This window comes from Streptomyces sp. NPDC006923 (genome assembly GCF_040635655.1).
GTDB lineage: Bacteria > Actinomycetota > Actinomycetes > Streptomycetales > Streptomycetaceae > Streptomyces.
Genome location: NZ_JBEYIF010000034.1, coordinates 1 through 16037, shown reverse-complemented (window position 1 = coordinate 16037; position 16037 = coordinate 1). Strand labels below are relative to the sequence as shown.

Here is a 16037-nt window from a genome sequence, read left to right as displayed (position 1 = left end):
GCTGCCGCCGACGCTCCGAGGCGGCTGCCTCACCGGCCGGCGCGGCTCCCGCCGGGCCGCAGGGCGCCGCGCCGGGTCATCGCGCCGGGAGGTCCGCCGCGCGCCGGAACAGCAGGTCGTGCACCACATGACCCTTGTCGAGCCCCTGGCCCTCGAACCGGGTCAGCGGGCGGAACGCGGGCCGCGGCGCGTAGCCGCCGTCCGGCCGCGTGTTCTCGAAGCCGGGGTGGTCCGTGAGCACGGCCAGCATCTGCTCGGCGTACGGCACCCAGTCGGTCGCGCAGTGCAGCACGGCCCCGGGCTTCAGCCGGCTCGCCGCCAGGGTGAGGAACTCCGGCTGGATCAGCCGCCGCTTGTGGTGCCGCTTCTTGGGCCACGGATCGGGGAAGTAGACGCGCAGCCCCGCGAGCGACTCGGGCGGCAGCATCTCCCGGAGCAGAATGATCGCGTCGCCATTGGCCACCCGGATGTTGGAAAGGCCCTCGCGCTCCGCGATACGGAGCAGATTGCCCTGGCCCGGCGTGTGCACATCGACGGCGAGGATCCCGGTGGCGGGATCGTCGGCGGCCATCCGCGCGGTGGCCTCGCCCATCCCGAAACCGATCTCCAGGACGACCGGAAGCCCGCCGAACAGCTCGGCCGGATCGAGGACGCGCTGCCCGTCGATGTCCAGACCCCAGTCGGCCCACATCCGCCGCAGCACATCGGCCTGCCCGGCGGTCACCCGGCTCCGGCGCGGCTGAAAGCTGCGGATGCGCCGCTCGAAATGCGATCCGGCGGGATCGGCCGCCGGACCGGACCCGTCGGGGAACATCCGGCTGATGGTGCGGTTCTCGGTCATCTCGGTCTTCTCGCGCTCGGCCACAGTGCCTCCGATTCTACGGACGGCCGGCCGCCACCCGGTCAGCCCTCCGCCAGCACCGCCAGCGCCCGTCGCGCCACCCGGTCAGCCCTCCGCCAGCACCGCCAGCGCCCGTCGCGCCACCTCCCGGCCGATCGGCAGCGAGGCCGTCGCCGCCGGTGACGGGGCGTTCAGGACATGGACCGCGCGAGGGGCCCGCCGGATCAGGAAGTCGTCGGCCAGCGTGCCGTCGCGCAGGACCGCCTGGGCGCGCACACCGGCGGCCGCCGGGCGCAGATCCGTGTCCGCGACCGCCGGAAGCAGCCGCCGGACCGCCGTCGCGAAGGCGCGCTTCGACAGGGAGCGGCGCAGCTCACCCGCGCCGTACCGCCAGTGCCGGCGCGCCGTCCGCCAGGAGCCCGGCCAGCCGAGGGTGCCGGCCAGCTCGGCCGGGCGCACCACCGACCACGCATAGCCCTCCCGGGCCAGCGCCGGGACGGCGTTCGGCCCGGCATGGACACTCCCGTCGATGCCCCGGGTCAGATGCACCCCCAGGAACGGGAACGCCGGATCGGGCACCGGATAGACCAGTCCGCGTACCAGACCGGGCCTCGCCAGCTCGTAGTACTCGCCCCGGAAGGGCACGATCCGCATCCCCGGGTCGTCGCCCGCCAGCCGCGCCACCCGGTCGCACTGCAGGCCCGCGCAGTTCACCAGGGCCCGCGCCCTGACCACCTCTCCGGACGCCGTACGGACCGCCACGCCCCAGGCCCGGCGGTCGACGACCGTGACCTCCGCGCCGTACCGCACACACGCGCCCGCCGCCTCCGCCGACTCGGCGAGCTGCTCCGCGACCGCCGCGAAGTCGCACACCCCGGTCGTGGCGACCTGGATCGCCGCGAGGCCCCGCACCTGCGGCTCGTACTCCGTGATCTGCGCGGGACCCAGCTCGCGCACCGGAATGCCGTTCTCCCGGCCCCGCTGGACCAGGGCGTGCAGCCGCGGCAGCTCGTCCCGCCGCGTCGCGACGATCAGCTTGCCGGTGACCTCGTGCGCGATGCCGTACTCCGCGCAGAACGTGACCAACTCGGCGGCGCCGCGCGTCGCGTAGCGCGCCTTGAGCGAGCCGGGGCGGTAGTAGATCCCGCTGTGGATCACCCCGCTGTTGTGGCCCGTCTGATGGCGCCCCGGGCCCGGCTCCTTCTCCAGCACCACGATCCGGGTGCGGGGAGCCGCGCGCGTGATCGCGTACGCCGTCGACAGACCGACGATCCCGCCGCCGATCACCAGCACGTCGCAGTCGAATCCGACGCGTCCGCTCATCCCGCGCACCTCCCACCCCGATAGTGCACTGGCCCGCCGACAACGCGCTTAAACCACCGGCGCGCGGCGGGCGGACGGGACGGCCGCGAGCCGCCTCAGGCGGGCGACACCAGCAGCGGACGCGCCCGCTCCCGCAGCTCCACCACCCGCGGCTCGTCGCCGTACGGCTCCAGGCGGTGCAGCAGATCCCGTACGTACTCCGTCGTCCGCGCCGAAGAGATCCGGCCCGCCACCTCCACCGCACGGGTGCCCGCCGCGCATGCCGCGTCGAGATTGCCCGACTCCAGCTCGGCGACCGCGCTCACCACCAGCCGCAGCCCGTGCGAGCGTACGAACTCCTCCGTCGGCCGGGAGAGCGCCTGCTCCGTGAAGCGGCGTACCTGCCGGGGCGCCTTCAGGTCCCGGTAGCACTCGGCGGCGTCGGCCGCGAACCGGTCGTACGAGTAGAAGCCCAGCCACGACGGATCGGCGTCGCCCTCCCGCGACCGCTCCAGCCATCCCTCGGCGGCCTTCAGCGCGGCCCCGGCCGCCACCGCGTCGCCCGCCTTCGCGTGCGCGCGTGCCTCCACCAGCCGGAAGAAACTCATCGTGCGGGCGGTGGCGAGACCGCGATTGCGCTCCAGGGCCGCCTGGGCGAGATCCACGCCCTCGTCGGCGAAGCCGCGGTAGGTCGCCTGGAGCGACATGGAGGCCAGCACATAGCCGCCGAGCGGCACGTCGGCCGCCGCGCGCGCCAGCCGCAGCGCCTGGATGTAGTACCGCTGCGCGGCCTCCTGCTGTCCGGTGTCGAAGGCCATCCAGCCGGCCAGCCGGGTCAGCTCGGCGGTGGCGCCGAAGAGCCCCCGTCCCACCTCGTCGCTGTACGCGCCGAGGAGCAGCGGCGCGGCGTCCACCCGCAGACACTCGGGCACCATCGAGGAACGCCAGTCCCCGCCGCCGTACTTGGAGTCCCAGCGCCGGGCGTCCGACGCCGCCTCCCGCAGCTTGGCCACATCGCTGTGGCCCACCCGCAGCGGCGGCACCTCACCCGGGCCGTCGTGCCCCTGGCCGCCCTGCGCCCCGCGCGCCGCCTCCGCCACCGCGTCGTCCCGGGCCACCGAGGAGTCGGCGGGCGTTATCAGCCAGCGGGAGGCCGGCGTCGCGTAAGCGCTCACTGCGAAAGAACCGGCCAGCGACTGCCAGATGCCGCCGCTGCCCGCCCGGCGGCCCGCCAGGTCCAGCCGGTACAGCTCCGTCGCGGCGCGCACCGCCTCGCCCACATCGCGCGGGAAGGCCAGCCCGACCTCGGGGGCCGGATCCGCGTCCGCCAGCCCTATCTCGTGCAGGGGGACGGGACGCCCCAGTTTGGCGCCGATGGCGGCGGCGATCAGATGGGGCGCCGCACCCTGCGGGACCATCCCCTTGGAGACCCACCGCGCCACCGAGGTCTTGTCGTAACGAAGCGTCAGGCCGCGCTGCGCCCCGAGGTCGTTGACCCGCCGGGCGAGACCGGCGTTGCTGATTCCCGCGAGGGCGAGAACGGTTCCGAGTTTTTCGTTCGGCCCGCGTTGCTCCCTGGACATGAGCCACCCCTCGACACACAGACGGCCGCCGCGTCGCGGCATAGGCGCGCGGCATTCGTAAACCCAGCGTAGTTCGCCACATCCTGACCGTTAAGGGGCGGACTTCCGTATGGCGGATTGTTGCCCGTGCCGCGGGCCCGGCACACGTCCTCAAGCGGCGGGCCGTGCTCCGGGTGTGTGGCCGTGCGCCCGGCCGTGCGCTCTTGGCCCGGATCATGCGGGAGCGCTTCCATGAGTGCTGCGTGGGTCGGCCCACTGCGTACTGGAACCAGTGGGCTGGGGGACCCCGCCGCCCCAATCCCCGCGGGCGGTGGATCAGTCCGGGAGGCGGGAGACGTCTCCCGGACTGAACGCGTGCCGGTGCCGAAGTGCCGTGCCGCGCCCGGAGATTGGCTGAATGCTGCCTGTCCGCGGAGGGCCCTCTCTCCGCCATCTGGCCAATGCCAGGGGCGCATTCGTCTCAGCACCCGCGCTTCCGTAGGCCCTCCTGTGCGCCGTTGTCGTGGCAGCATGTTCCCGAACGGCTTCGGCTTGAGTTGAGGCTCAACTTGTCCACAGGCTGTGGAGGCGGCGTGCGCTGGTTGGTGGGGTGGAGCAGTATCGCCGCGCGCTTCGGCACGGCCGGAGGGAACGGCCCGGCCGGCCGGGCCGGCACGATCGGCACGGCCGGAGGGAACGGTACGGCCGGAAGGCCCGGCGCGGTCGGCAGGGCCGGCGCGACCGGCGACGAATCCGAGAACCGCAGCGTGCACCCCGTCGGCTCCCAACTCCTCTGGGGCGACCCCGATCCGCTGTGGGCGGTGGGCGACTGGCGGTCCGACGAGATCCGCGTCGTCAGCGTCGACCCCTTCACCCGGCTCGCCGTGCTCGGCTGCTGCGGCGCCACCGACGAGGAACTGCGGGTCGGCCTGTTCGCCGCCCGGGGCGGCGCGCTGCGCCATCTCACCGCCTGGCCCGGCAGCTACACGGCGGTCGCACAGATCGGCCGCCGAATCACCGTCGTCGGCGATCTCGCCGGTGCCAGACCCGTCTTCTACACGCCCTGGGCGGGCGGCACCGCCTACGCCACCGCCGCCCTCCCGCTCGCCGACCTCATCGAGGCGCAGCTCGACATCGGCTATCTCGCCGCGCTTCTCGCCTGCCCCGAGAGCCCCGAGGCGCTGCGCGACTCCACCCCGTACGACGGGGTCAAGCGCATCCCGCCGGGCCACGCCCTGGTCCTGCGCGAGGGCTCGCGCGAGATCACCGGATACGAACAGGTCGCCTCCCTCGCCGTCGCCGGGCCCCAGCGCGACCCGGAACGCGCCGTCGAGGGCGTACGGGAGGCGCTCGTCGAAGCCGTACGCGCGCGCCTCCTGGCCCCGCGCCACGCACCGGAGACCCTGCCGCCCGACCCGGGTCCCGTCCCCGGGATGGGACCGGCGGAACGGCGCGCCGCCCGAGGCGCACCGGTCCCGGGCATCGGCGCGGACCTCTCCGGCGGCAGCGCGTCCGGGACACTCGCGCTGCTCGCCGCCGGGCTGCCGGGAGCGCCGGGCACCATCCTCGGACACGGCACCGGCGCGGGGGAGCGGCTGCTCGCCGTCACCTTCAACGACCTGACGGCGGGCGGCCGGGACGAGGCCGAACTCGAACGCGCCCGCGTCATCGCCGCCAACCCCCGGCTGCACCATGTCGTCGTGGCCGCGGGCGAGGAGGCCCTGCCGTACGCCGAGCTGGAGGGGCCGCTCACCGACGAGCCGGGCCCTTCGCTCGTCACGGCGGAACGCCACCGCCGCAGGCTCGCCGCGGGCAGCGCCGACCACTTCACCGGAGCCGGCGCCCGCGAGGTGCTCGACGCCCATCCGGCGCGCCTGGCCGATCTGCTGCTCGACCGGCGCCGCCGCCATCTCCTGCATCCGGTCACCGCGCTGGCCAGGGCCGAAGGGCTCGCACCGGCCTCGGTGTTGGTGCCGCTGACGGTCTACCGGGCCGCCCGACGGCTGGCCCGTACGCCGTACCGCACCGGCCTCGAAGAGGCTGCCGCCCGCCTTCCCGGGGCCAACCGCGCGGTGCGCTCACCGGCCTCGGACGGCCCGCTGGGCGCCTCACTGGCCGCGCTCACCTGGTCCCGGCCCGGCCCCGCCGCCCGCTGGCTCACGGGCGAGGCGCTCGCTGAAGTATCGGTTCGGCTGACGGCGGCGGCGATCCGGCCCACCTCCGTCCAGCGGCCGGGCGAGGCCCGTGCCCGCGCCGCTCTCGCGCGCTACGCGGCGGACCACCGCGTCTTCGAACAGGCCGCCGAGATCCGCAGCCAGCGGCTGCACGCCCCGTTCCTGGACAACCAGGTGGTACGGGCCTGCCGGGACCTGCCCGAGGCGCTGCGGGTGCAGCCGGGCGCACGGGCCGAGGTGCTCCGTACCGTCCTCGCCGGGACCGGGATCCACGATCTGCCGCCGGGCTGGGGCGCGACCTCCCGGGCCGGCTCGGCCGCCGCCACCCGCGCCGGACTGCGCACGGCGGTCGGCGAGTTGATAAGCCTCTTCGACGCTCCGCTGCTGGCCGACGCCGGTCTGGTGGAGGCGCGTGTCGTACGCAAGGCCCTGCGGGCGGCGGCCGAGGGGGAGCCGGTGCCGCTGGACGGTCTCGCGGATCTGGTCTCCACCGAGCTGTGGCTGCGGCGCCTGCTCTCGCGGCGCGGCACCTGCTGGACGGGCACGGCCGCGCCGAGGCAGCGGGCGGTGGCGGGCGGCGTGATCCCGCGGCCGACGCTGCACCAGTAAGCGGCCGGCGCCGCGCCAGTAACGGGACGGCGCGCGGCGGAACTCGCCCGGGCCTCAGCGGCAGCGGATCCGGGACTCCGCCCAGTCGGCGAGCGCGGTCATGCCGAACGGCGTCTGCGGCTCGACGACCAGCCGGACGGAGCGCTGTCCCGCGATCCCCACCTCCACGGGAAGGGCCTTCTCACCGCCGCGCAGTACGGGCGAGCGCCACAGCCGGCCTCCGTCGCCGTGCACGGAGAACCGCACGGCGCCGCGACCCGGCGTCAGATCGTCCACCCCCACCAGGGCCTCGTAGGTGGAGCAGCGCCGGTTGAGATCGATGGTGACCGAGGACGGGGCGTGCATCGTGACCCCGTGTCCATAGCGGGTGCCGTCGATCGACATGCCCCAACGCCGCCAGAGCCAGCCGCTTCCCGCGAGCCGTACCTCGGGCGCGGAGCCGTCGCCGAGGACCCCGTACGCCAACTGGTTCACCCGATAGTCGACCGGCGCGGGCCGGGGCGGCGCCGGGGACGGTGGGGGTGACTGCGGAGGTGACGGCTCGGGGCGGGGAACCGGCCCCGGGACGGGAGGCGCCGAAGGCTCGGCGGGAGTCGGCGCCGGCCGCTGCTCGGCGCTCGGGGCGGGTGCCGGAACCGGCGTGCGGCCGGGGCGGGGTGTGGCTTTCGCCGGAGACACCGCAGGCTGGGGGGCGCGCGGTCGCGGAGGCTCGGGCGCAGGCTCAGGGACCCGTGGTACGACGGGCTGTGCGACCGGCGGTTTGGCCTGCGGTCCCGGTGCCGGCGGCGGGTCGCCCGCCAGCGCCCACACCAGTCCGGTGGCCGTGGCGACGGCCACCAGCCCGGCCACCCCGGCCTTCACCGGCGCGGCGATCCCCCCGGACACGACCCCGCCGGCCGTACCGCCGGAACCGCCGCCGGCCGCGCTGCCGGATGCGCTGCCGGACGCACCGCCGGACGCACTGCCTGATGCGCCGCCGACGGGAGCAGCGCCGGCGGCGGGAGCGCTTCCGGCGGACGCACCGCTCGCCGCGGAGGCACCGCCGGCGACGCCCGCGCCCGCCGCTCCGGCGACGCCGCCCGCCACGACCCCGGCCGCCTTGAGCGAATAGCCCGCGCCGAACCAGCCGATGACCGCGACCGGGACGAGTCCCGGGATCCCGGCGTTGACCAGCTCCAACTCACCCACGGCGAGGCGACACTTGGCGCACTCCGCCAGGTGCTTGCGGAGCCCGCGCTCCGCCCGGGTCCGCAGCCCGCCGCGGGCATACGCGCCGAGCCGGTCGGCGTACCGGGCGCAATCGCCGTCCGAGGTGAGCGCGGAGCTCACATGGGCCTGCAGATAAGCCTGCTTGAGCCCCTCCCGCGCCCGGCCGGCCAGTACCGCCGTGGCATTGGCGGTCAGCCCGAAGAGCGGCGCGACCTCGCTCGGCGACTCCTCCTCGACCGTGGTGTGCCAGAGCACCGCCTGCCAGCGCTCGGGCAGACTGCGGAACGCCCGCATGGCCATGGACCGTTCGGCCTCGTGCATCGCCCTGACGTCCGCGCCCAGGTCGAGGGTGTCGATGTCCGAGACCTCGGAGGAGCGGGCGGCCTGCTCCGCGAACACCGCGAAGTCCTCGACCAGTTGCTCACGCTTGGCGGATCTCGTCCAGGACGCCGCGACCCGCCGTACGGTCGTCAGCAGATAGGCCCGCACCGCATGCTCAGGTCCGGCCCCACCGCGCACGGCCTGCAGTGTGCGGGCGAACACCTCGGCCGTCAGGTCGTCCGCGGTGTGCGCGTCGCGGCAGCAGGTACGGGCGTAGCGGCGCACCGAGTCCGAGTGCCTGCGGAAAAGCTCCTCGTACGCGCTGTCGTCTCCCTCCCGCATGCGCTGGATCAGTTCGGCGTCGGACGGTGGCAGGGGGGACGAGGGTGTCTCGCGCCCCGCCGGCCGGGCCGGGCGCGCTGCGGCCTTCTGCGGGCCGGACGGCGGTGTCCGGCTCACCGGCGGCTCGCCGGGGCCGTCGCGCTGCGGCGGCACGCCCCCGTCCGCCTCGCCGGCGGCACCCGCTCCGCCGACCGGCCCGCCCGTGCCGCTCGCCGGGCGTGGCACGACCGGCCCCACAGGGCCGACCGGACCGGCGCCCCGGCCGAGTCCGCCGGGCCTGCCGGAACCACCGGGCCCGCTCTGGCCGGGGACGCCGCCCGGCCCGGGACCAGCGGGACCACGGGGACCGCCGGGACCAGGAGAACCCTCACGCCCGCCCGGGCCACCTGACCAGCCCGGCCCGGAACCACCGGGCCCGCCCCGGCCAGGAATGCCCTGCCCGGGAATGCCCTGCCCGGGACTACTTGGCTCCGGACCGCTCGGCTCGGCGCCACTCGGCCCGGGAACACCCGAATCGTGAACGCCGGGTCCCGGAACGCCGGGCCCGGTATCGGGGCTGGGAGCCCCCGGCCCCGGCGGTACTTTGGGACCGCCCTGGCTGGGCACCTGCCGGGACGGCGGCCCGGGCTCCGTACCGCCGTCGGCACCGCCGCCACCGAGTGGCTCGTCCCGCCCGTCACCGCTCATCGCGGAAGCCCCCGTACGCACCCTTTGACCCGAACACCAGGCCAGCGTCCCACAGTGCGACGATCCGCCCGGGTCTTCGAGCCGGGCAACCACTCATCCGGGGAGGTTTCCCGGATCGGAGCAGTAACCTTCACTCTTTCGGGGAAGGATCAAGGATTGCCGCTGGAGCGCCAGTTCGATGAGGTCCGGACGGGCCGGTCCCTTGACACCTCACACGGACCGAGGCCGCAATCCCTCCAGCAGGATGTCCAGCAGCCGCGCCGAAGCCGCCGCCTGCTGCGCCGCGTCCGGCAGTGAGGGCGCGGCCGTGGCTATCACCAGCAGGACATCGGCCACGGTCACATCGACGCGCAACTCCCCGGCCTCCCGGGCCCGCTCCACCAACTGGCCGACGAACTCCAGGAGTTCGGCCGCACCCGGGTCGTCCAGCTCGTCCGCCGTCGGCTCCTGCCCGACCACCCGCAGATCGCCGGACCCGGTCGCCCGCTGCTGTGGCACCCGCGCCCCGCCGGGCCCGCCCAGCACCACCGACGGATCGTCGATGTCCACACTCACCCGCAGCACCTGCGGCGGCAGCAGCCGCCCCGCGCCCGACGCCACCGACGTGCGCAGGAAGCGGGAGAGCGCCGACCACGGCTCGTCCTCCTGACCAAGCGCCGTACGCGCCTGGTCGGTCAGCCGGGAAGTCTCCTCCTCGGCTATCCGCCGCACCAGGACGTCCTTGCTCGGGAACCGCCGGTAGACCGTTCCGACGCCGACACGGGCCCGCCGGGCCACATCCTCCATCGGCGCCCCGTACCCCAGCTCGCCGAACACCTCGCGAGCCGCCCGCAGTACATGTTCCAGATTGCGCTGTGCGTCCACTCGAAGCGGTGTCGATCGGCTGCCGCCGCCGGCCCCCGCCCGTCCGCCGCCGTCCGAGACGACAGCGGTCTGCCAATGCGAATCCTGAATATGCATAGCGTTCCCCCGGTAATGATGTCTCCCCCCGGAGACTCCCCGCCGTGACAGCCGGGCGCGCGGACCGGTCACGGCCGGCGCTCCGACGAGCTATGAACATAGTTGAGCCCGGGTCAATTCAGAAGAGGTAGTTCCGCACGGAGCGCCCCCCGATCGGAGCAAGGACCGGAAGATGCCTGATTCATCCATCTCCCACCGTTCGCCGCTCCCGCGCTGACCTGCGAGCCTTCGCCAATCCTCGTGCTTTTGCCCGCCCGGTTCCGCTGACGGCCTCCGGTCACACAATTTGCCGGGGCTGTGGACAAACACCTGAGCGCGTTGCGTCATGGGATGGTGATGGCTGAGATCTCCCGGGGGTCGACCCCCGCACCCACGCCCAGTGCGCGCATTCTCGTCGTCGGCGGTGGCTACGTCGGCATGTACACCGCGCTGCACCTCCAGCGAAAGCTGAAGAGAGGCGAGGCCGAGATCGTCGTGGTGTCGCCCGACCCGTACATGACCTATCAGCCGTTCCTGCCGGAGGCGGCCGCCGGGAACATCTCGCCCCGCCATGTCGTCGTCCCGCTCCGCCGCGTGCTGGAGAAATGCAAGATCGTCGTCGGCGAGGCCACCTCCATCGACCACGCCAAGCGGACCGCCACCCTGAAGACCCTCGCCTCCGAGGAGGAGGGCACGGGCACCGTCGACATCACCTACGACGAACTCGTCCTGGCCCCGGGCTCCGTCTCCCGCACCCTTCCCGTCCCCGGCCTGGCGGACCACGGCATCGGCTTCAAGAGCGTCGAAGAGGCCATCGGCCTGCGCAACCATGTCATCGAGCAGATGGACATCGCCTCCTCCACCCGCGACCCCGCCATCCGCCAGGCCGCCCTGACCTTCGTCTTCGTCGGCGGCGGCTACGCGGGCGTCGAGGCGCTCGCGGAGCTGGAGGACATGGCCCGCTACGCCTCCCGGTACTACCACAACATCAAGGCCGACGACCTCAAGTGGATCCTGGTCGAGGCCACCGGCCGGATCCTGCCCGAAGTCGGCGAGGAGATGGGCAAGTACGCCGTCCGCGAGCTGCGCGCCCGCAATATCGACGTACGCCTCGACACCCGGCTGGAGTCCTGCGAGGACCGCGTGGCCGTGCTGAGCGACGGGGCCCGGTTCCGCACCCGTACCGTCGTCTGGACAGCCGGGGTCAAACCGCACCCGATCCTCGCCGCGAGCGACTTGCCTCTCAACGAACGCGGCCGTCTCCTGTGCACGGCCAAGCTCTCCGTCGACGGCGCCGAGCACGCCTGGGCGGCCGGCGACGCGGCCGCCGTCCCGGACCTGACCGCCGGCGAACCGGGCAAGGAGTGCGCTCCCAACGCCCAGCACGCCGTACGCCAGGCCAGGGTTCTCGCCGGGAACATCCTCGCTTCCCTGCGGGGCGAACCCCTCCGGGACTACCGTCACGCGTACGCGGGATCCGTCGCGTCGCTCGGCCTCCACAAGGGCGTGGCGCACGTCTACGGCCGTAAGCTCAAGGGCTACCCGGCGTGGCTGATGCACCGCGTGTATCACCTCAGCCGGATCCCCACCGTCAACCGGAAGGCTCGTGTCCTCGCGGAATGGACTCTTTCCGGACTCTTCAAAAGGGAGATCGTCTCCCTCGGTTCGCTGGAGCACCCGCGGGCCGAATTCGAACTCGCCGCTGGGGGAGAACGCCCCAAGGACACGTGACGGCGCCCTCCGGGGAGCCACCGGCGTCAACGAACCGAGCGCGGCCGATGTCCTTGTCAGTACGGTCGGCCACACTGGACGTGTGACCATAGGTGGGCTCACATCTGCACAGAGTGATCCGGCCCGCTCGGCGCGAACCGGCCCCGACGACCTGCCGCCAGGCCCGACCAGCCCGGCCAAGACGAACAGCAACACGACACCATGAGGCCTGAGAATCCGTGAACTTCACGCGTTGGAGCGCCCGGCTCCCCGGTACACAGCGCCGCGCCGCGCGGACAGACCGCGGTTCGGTGCCCGCGGCCCGTGGTGAGTACGACAAGCAGCCCGATCCCGTGACGGACGTCCCGGCGCTCGAAGACCTCTCCGTACGGGAGATCCTCGGCGAACTGCCGGCTCTGGTCGCTCTGGTGTACGGGCCCGAGCACCGTGTCGCGTATGTCAACGACGCCTACGCCGCGGCGTTCGGTCCGCGTCCGGCCGGTGCCACGGCGGCCGAGAGCTGCCCCGAGCTGGCCGAGCTCGGCCTGTTCCCGCTGCTGGACCAGGTGCTGCGCAGCGGGAAGTCACGCACCGTCAAATCCCGAAAGGCCCGGTCGAGGGTCCAGCACCAGCCCCGGGGGCAGGGCCGGGCCCGCGGTCCTGCCGAGGCAGCCCGGGACAAGGGCCCGGAGGGCTCCTACACGGTCACCTGCACGCCCGTCGACTGCAAGGGCACCGGCGGCGTCCTCGTCTTCGCCGCCGATGTCACCGACCATGCCGAAGCGGCCGAACGGCTGCGCACCAGCGAGCGCAGGCACCGTCAGACGGCCGTCACCCTCCAGCGCTCCCTGCTCCCGCAGGAACTGGAACAGCCCGACGATCTGCGGGTCGCCGCCACGTACCAGCCGGGCGGCGCGGACGCGGCGGTCGGCGGCGACTGGTACGACGTGATCACGCTCGGCGCCGGGCGTACGGCGCTGGTCATCGGTGATGTCATGGGCCGGGGCGTTCGCGCGGCCGCGGTGATGGGCCAGCTCCGTACCGCCGTCCGCGCCTACGCCCGGCTCGATCTGCCGCCCCACGAAGTGCTCCAGCTCCTCGACGGTCTCGCCGCCGAGATCGACGCCAGCCAGATCGCGACCTGCGTCTACGCCGTCCACGACCCCAACGAGGGCCGGCTCGTCTATGCCTCGGCCGGCCATCTGCCGATCCTGGTCCGCGCCGAGGACGGCACGGTCCGGCGCGCCGAGGACCCGACGGGTCCGCCGCTCGGCACCGGCGGCTGGATCCACACCTCGGGTTCGATCTCTCTCCCGCCCGGTTCCACCGCCGTCCTCTACACCGACGGCTTGGTCGAACGCCGGGGAGAGGACATCGATGAGGGTGTCGCCTCGCTGGAGCGGGCCCTCTCCGGCGCGAACGGCTCGCCGCAGGTCATCTGCGACCGGCTGATCCGCTCGCTGGGCATCACCGCGGACCATGACGACGATGTCGCGGTGCTCGTCATGCAGTACCCCTCCCGCACGGGACCGGACGCGGAGCTGTTCCACAACGCCGCGCTCGATCTGCTCGGCGGTGTCGAGGCCGCGCCGCGCGCCCGGGCCTTCGCCACCGGTGTCCTGGCGTCCTGGCGGTTCCCGGTCGAGCTGCGCGACCTGGGCGTGCTCGCCACCAGCGAACTCGTCGCGAACTCCCTCCAGCACGGCACCCCGCCCATGCGCCTCAGACTCCGCCGCACCGACCGCCGTCTGATCATCGAGGTGACGGACGGCGACGACCATCTGCCGCGCCGCCGCCGCGCCGAACCGGCGGACGAGGCGGGCCGCGGGATCTCGATCATCGCGACCATCGCCTCGTCCTGGGGGTCGCGCCGCACACCGGGCGGCGGCAAGGCCGTCTGGTGCGAGTTCGCACTGCCCCAGTGAGCGCGTACCGGTCGCCGACCCCCGGTCAGCGAGGACTCCCCGTCAGCGAGCCGGCTCGCACACCGGTACGGCCGTCTCCGGCAGATGCTGGGCGACCACCCTGGATCCCGACACGAGCGAGGGCCGGTCCTGAACGGGCGTCAGCCCCCTGCCCAGCCGCAGCGCCAGCACGGTGATGCCCAGCGAGAACAGCACGAACGTCACGATGTACGGACCGGGCAGCGCGGCCCCCATCGGCCCGCCCACCGCCGGCCCGACCGCCAGCGCGAGTTGCTTGACCAGGGCGAACGCGGAGTTGTACTGGCCGACCATCGACACCGGCGCCAGATCGGCGACCAGCGGTGCCACGGTGGGCGACAGCATCGACTCGCCCAGTCCGAACAGCGCGTAGGTGGAGATGAACGCGGCCGTCGCCATCGTCTGACCGCCGTGCCCCAGCCCGGCGTACCCGGCGATGATCCACGCCGCCGCCCAGATCAGCCCGACCGCCGCGATCACACGGCTGCGCCGCCGCCGCTCGACCAGCCGCAGCACCACGAACTGAGCGACCACGATCACCGCCGTATTGGCCGCCAGCGCGATCCCGAGCGCGGACGGGTCGATCCCCGCGGACTCGGTGCCATACGCGGCGAGCCCCGACTCGAACTGCCCGTAGCAGGCGAAGAACACCACAAAGCCCAGCACGGACAACCGCACCATGGCCCGATGTCCGAGCAGCGCCCGGAGCCCGCCCCGGCCGCCGCCCTCGCCGGGAGCGCCGACGGGAGAGGCCGGCCGAGGCAGCCGGACCGTAGCCGTCATCGCCGCCAGCACGAGGAACATCAGGGCCTCGATGAAGAACAGCAGAGTGAAACTGGCGGGACGGCTCTCGTCGACGATCTGTCCGCCGAGCAGTCCGCCGATGCCGAGCCCGAGGTTCGCCAGAAAGAACTGCGTCGCGAACGCCCGGGTCCGGGTGGCCGGTGCGGAGCACCAGACGATCATCGTGGCCAGCGCTGGCTGCATGACAGCCGTCCCCGCGCCCAGCAGCGCGGCGGAGACCACGGCCGTGGCGACGGTCTCCGCCAGCCCCATGCCCGCCGCGCCCACGGCCGCCAGCACCGCGCCCGCCACCAGCACCGGCAGCGGGCCGCGCCGGTCGACGACCCGGCCGGTGAACGGCAGTACGACCAGTGCGGCCAGGGCGAAGACGGCCAGCACGGCACCGGCCGTACTCGCTCCCAGGTCCCGTACCTGAGCCACGTACACATAGAGATACGGAACCGTGAATCCCAGCCCGAACGCGCTCAGCGCGTTCCCTGCCTGGATCCGGCGCATCGCGGCGCCCATCGCCCTGGTCACACTCACCTGCCTGCAAGAGATCAAAAGCCCGAAAAGGTAAAAAACGACAGATCAACAGATCGACAAGCCAGAAGACTCAAGCCTGAAGACTTCGAAGATAAAGTAAGGATCTCAACAATACACATCGAAGGTCTTCAACGCCAGGAGGGTTGCGTGCGATACTGCCCCGATGTCCGACACCCCCGCGAAACCTGGCCCGCCGGGTCTCCAGGAGCCGAGCCTCGACGAGCAGATCGCGGCGTACCAGCGCGAGTTCCGTGACCTCGACCCCCAGGTCGAGAAGGTCGTCTCGGCGCTCGGCAGGCTGAACCGGCGTATGAACGTCGCCTACGGCCGGCAGGTCTCCGACCTCGGCATCAGCAATGCCGAGTGGGAGGTCCTCAAGACGCTCGTGGTCTCGGGAGCCCCTTACCGCCTCGGTCCCGGCGAACTGGCCAAGCGGCTCGGACTCACCCCGGCCGCCATGACCCACCGCATCGACCGCATGGCGGGCGAGGGCCTGGTCACGCGCGACCGGGACGAGAACAACCGGGTCCGCGTGATCGTGGAGCTGACGGACGAAGGCCGTACGAAGTGGCTGGAGGCGATGCGCATGGCTTCCGCCTTCGAGGAGGAACTCCTCCAGGACCTCACCGGAGAGGAACGCGGGGTGCTCGGCGAGATGCTGATCCGCCTCCTGCGTCGCGTCGAACACGCCCAGCCGGACGCCGGTGGACGGCTCACCGACCTGGATTAGCGGGTCCCCGCCGGGTCTCGCCGGGTCTCGCCGGGTGAGACCCGGCGGGTGCTTGACATGCCGCGAGTCGATCCGTAAGGTTCTCCGAGTTGTCACGGGACCGGACGGTTCCGGGGCAGCCACTCCTGTCGCAGAAGCGACACCCAAACTCAGCACGATCTCCCAGTCGGGATGAATTTCGCATGCCGAAATTCATTTCGAAGGCTCGATTATGAGCCGCCTGCGAAATCCGCTAGAGTTTGGACGTCGGAACGGCCCGAGTGGCCGGGAAGACAGGCCCGCTGACTGGGAATCAGGTCCGAAAGGATCTGGTAGAGTCGGAATCGCTGGAAAGGGAAA

10 protein-coding genes are annotated in these 16037 nt (G+C 73.0%); 4 read left to right on the top strand and 6 right to left on the bottom strand.

The features are described from left to right. Positions 1-76 precede the first annotated feature (76 nt). The 3 genes from trmB to ABZ707_RS32350 form a co-directional block, all read right to left on the bottom strand. Entirely contained in the window at positions 77-841 is a 765-nt protein-coding gene (trmB, locus tag ABZ707_RS32360) for a tRNA (guanosine(46)-N7)-methyltransferase TrmB (protein WP_360182184.1), read from the bottom strand. Positions 842-946: 105 nt separating this feature from the next. Further along, complete coding sequence (gene lhgO / locus ABZ707_RS32355; RefSeq protein ID WP_360182142.1) at positions 947-2164, bottom strand: L-2-hydroxyglutarate oxidase; 1218 nt, start codon at positions 2162-2164, stop codon at positions 947-949. Positions 2165-2259: 95 nt separating this feature from the next. Further along, a complete protein-coding gene (locus ABZ707_RS32350) occupies positions 2260-3726 on the bottom strand; it encodes an MFS transporter (RefSeq protein ID WP_360182139.1) in 1467 nt (488 codons plus the stop codon). A gap of 572 nt (positions 3727-4298) precedes the next feature. On the opposite strand from ABZ707_RS32350, the gene ABZ707_RS32345 reads away from it, so the two are divergent. After that, entirely contained in the window at positions 4299-6488 is a 2190-nt protein-coding gene (locus tag ABZ707_RS32345; protein ID WP_360182136.1) for an asparagine synthase-related protein, read from the top strand. Positions 6489-6542: 54 nt separating this feature from the next. Here the strand turns inward: ABZ707_RS32345 and ABZ707_RS32340 are convergent, their stop codons facing one another. Together ABZ707_RS32340 and ABZ707_RS32335 are read right to left on the bottom strand one after the other, a co-directional pair. Beyond that, positions 6543-8585: a sigma-70 family RNA polymerase sigma factor gene (locus tag ABZ707_RS32340; protein WP_360182133.1), complete on the bottom strand. Its 2043-nt coding sequence runs from the start codon at positions 8583-8585 to the stop codon at positions 6543-6545. Positions 8586-9257: 672 nt separating this feature from the next. After that, a complete protein-coding gene (locus ABZ707_RS32335) occupies positions 9258-10007 on the bottom strand; it encodes a helix-turn-helix domain-containing protein (protein WP_360182130.1) in 750 nt (249 codons plus the stop codon). A 330-nt stretch (positions 10008-10337) separates the two neighbouring features. Between ABZ707_RS32335 and ABZ707_RS32330 the strand changes: the two genes are divergently transcribed. After that, positions 10338-11717 (top strand): NAD(P)/FAD-dependent oxidoreductase, encoded by a 1380-nt coding sequence (locus ABZ707_RS32330; protein WP_360182127.1) that lies wholly within the window; start codon positions 10338-10340, stop codon positions 11715-11717. Between the two features lie 218 nt (positions 11718-11935). Beyond that, positions 11936-13621 (top strand): ATP-binding SpoIIE family protein phosphatase, encoded by a 1686-nt coding sequence (locus ABZ707_RS32325; RefSeq protein WP_360182124.1) that lies wholly within the window; start codon positions 11936-11938, stop codon positions 13619-13621. Between the two features lie 42 nt (positions 13622-13663). Here ABZ707_RS32325 and ABZ707_RS32320 read toward each other — a convergent pair whose 3' ends face one another. After that, positions 13664-14950: an MFS transporter gene (locus tag ABZ707_RS32320; protein ID WP_360182181.1), complete on the bottom strand. Its 1287-nt coding sequence runs from the start codon at positions 14948-14950 to the stop codon at positions 13664-13666. A 181-nt stretch (positions 14951-15131) separates the two neighbouring features. On the opposite strand from ABZ707_RS32320, the gene ABZ707_RS32315 reads away from it, so the two are divergent. Continuing rightward, a complete protein-coding gene (locus ABZ707_RS32315) occupies positions 15132-15698 on the top strand; it encodes a MarR family transcriptional regulator (protein WP_360182121.1) in 567 nt (188 codons plus the stop codon). Positions 15699-16037 lie beyond the last annotated feature (339 nt).

Excerpts from the sequence above, each read along its gene's own strand:
- lhgO (WP_360182142.1), bottom strand. The coding sequence starts at position 2,164 with ATGAGCGGACGCGTCGGATTCGACTGCGACGTGCTGGTGATCGGCGGC.
- ABZ707_RS32335 (WP_360182130.1), bottom strand. The coding sequence starts at position 10,007 with ATGCATATTCAGGATTCGCATTGGCAGACCGCTGTCGTCTCGGACGGC.
- ABZ707_RS32315 (WP_360182121.1), top strand. The coding sequence starts at position 15,132 with ATGTCCGACACCCCCGCGAAACCTGGCCCGCCGGGTCTCCAGGAGCCG.
- ABZ707_RS32330 (WP_360182127.1), top strand. The coding sequence starts at position 10,338 with ATGGTGATGGCTGAGATCTCCCGGGGGTCGACCCCCGCACCCACGCCC.
- trmB (WP_360182184.1), bottom strand. The coding sequence starts at position 841 with ATGACCGAGAACCGCACCATCAGCCGGATGTTCCCCGACGGGTCCGGT.
- ABZ707_RS32350 (WP_360182139.1), bottom strand. The coding sequence starts at position 3,726 with ATGTCCAGGGAGCAACGCGGGCCGAACGAAAAACTCGGAACCGTTCTC.
- ABZ707_RS32320 (WP_360182181.1), bottom strand. The coding sequence starts at position 14,950 with ATGGGCGCCGCGATGCGCCGGATCCAGGCAGGGAACGCGCTGAGCGCG.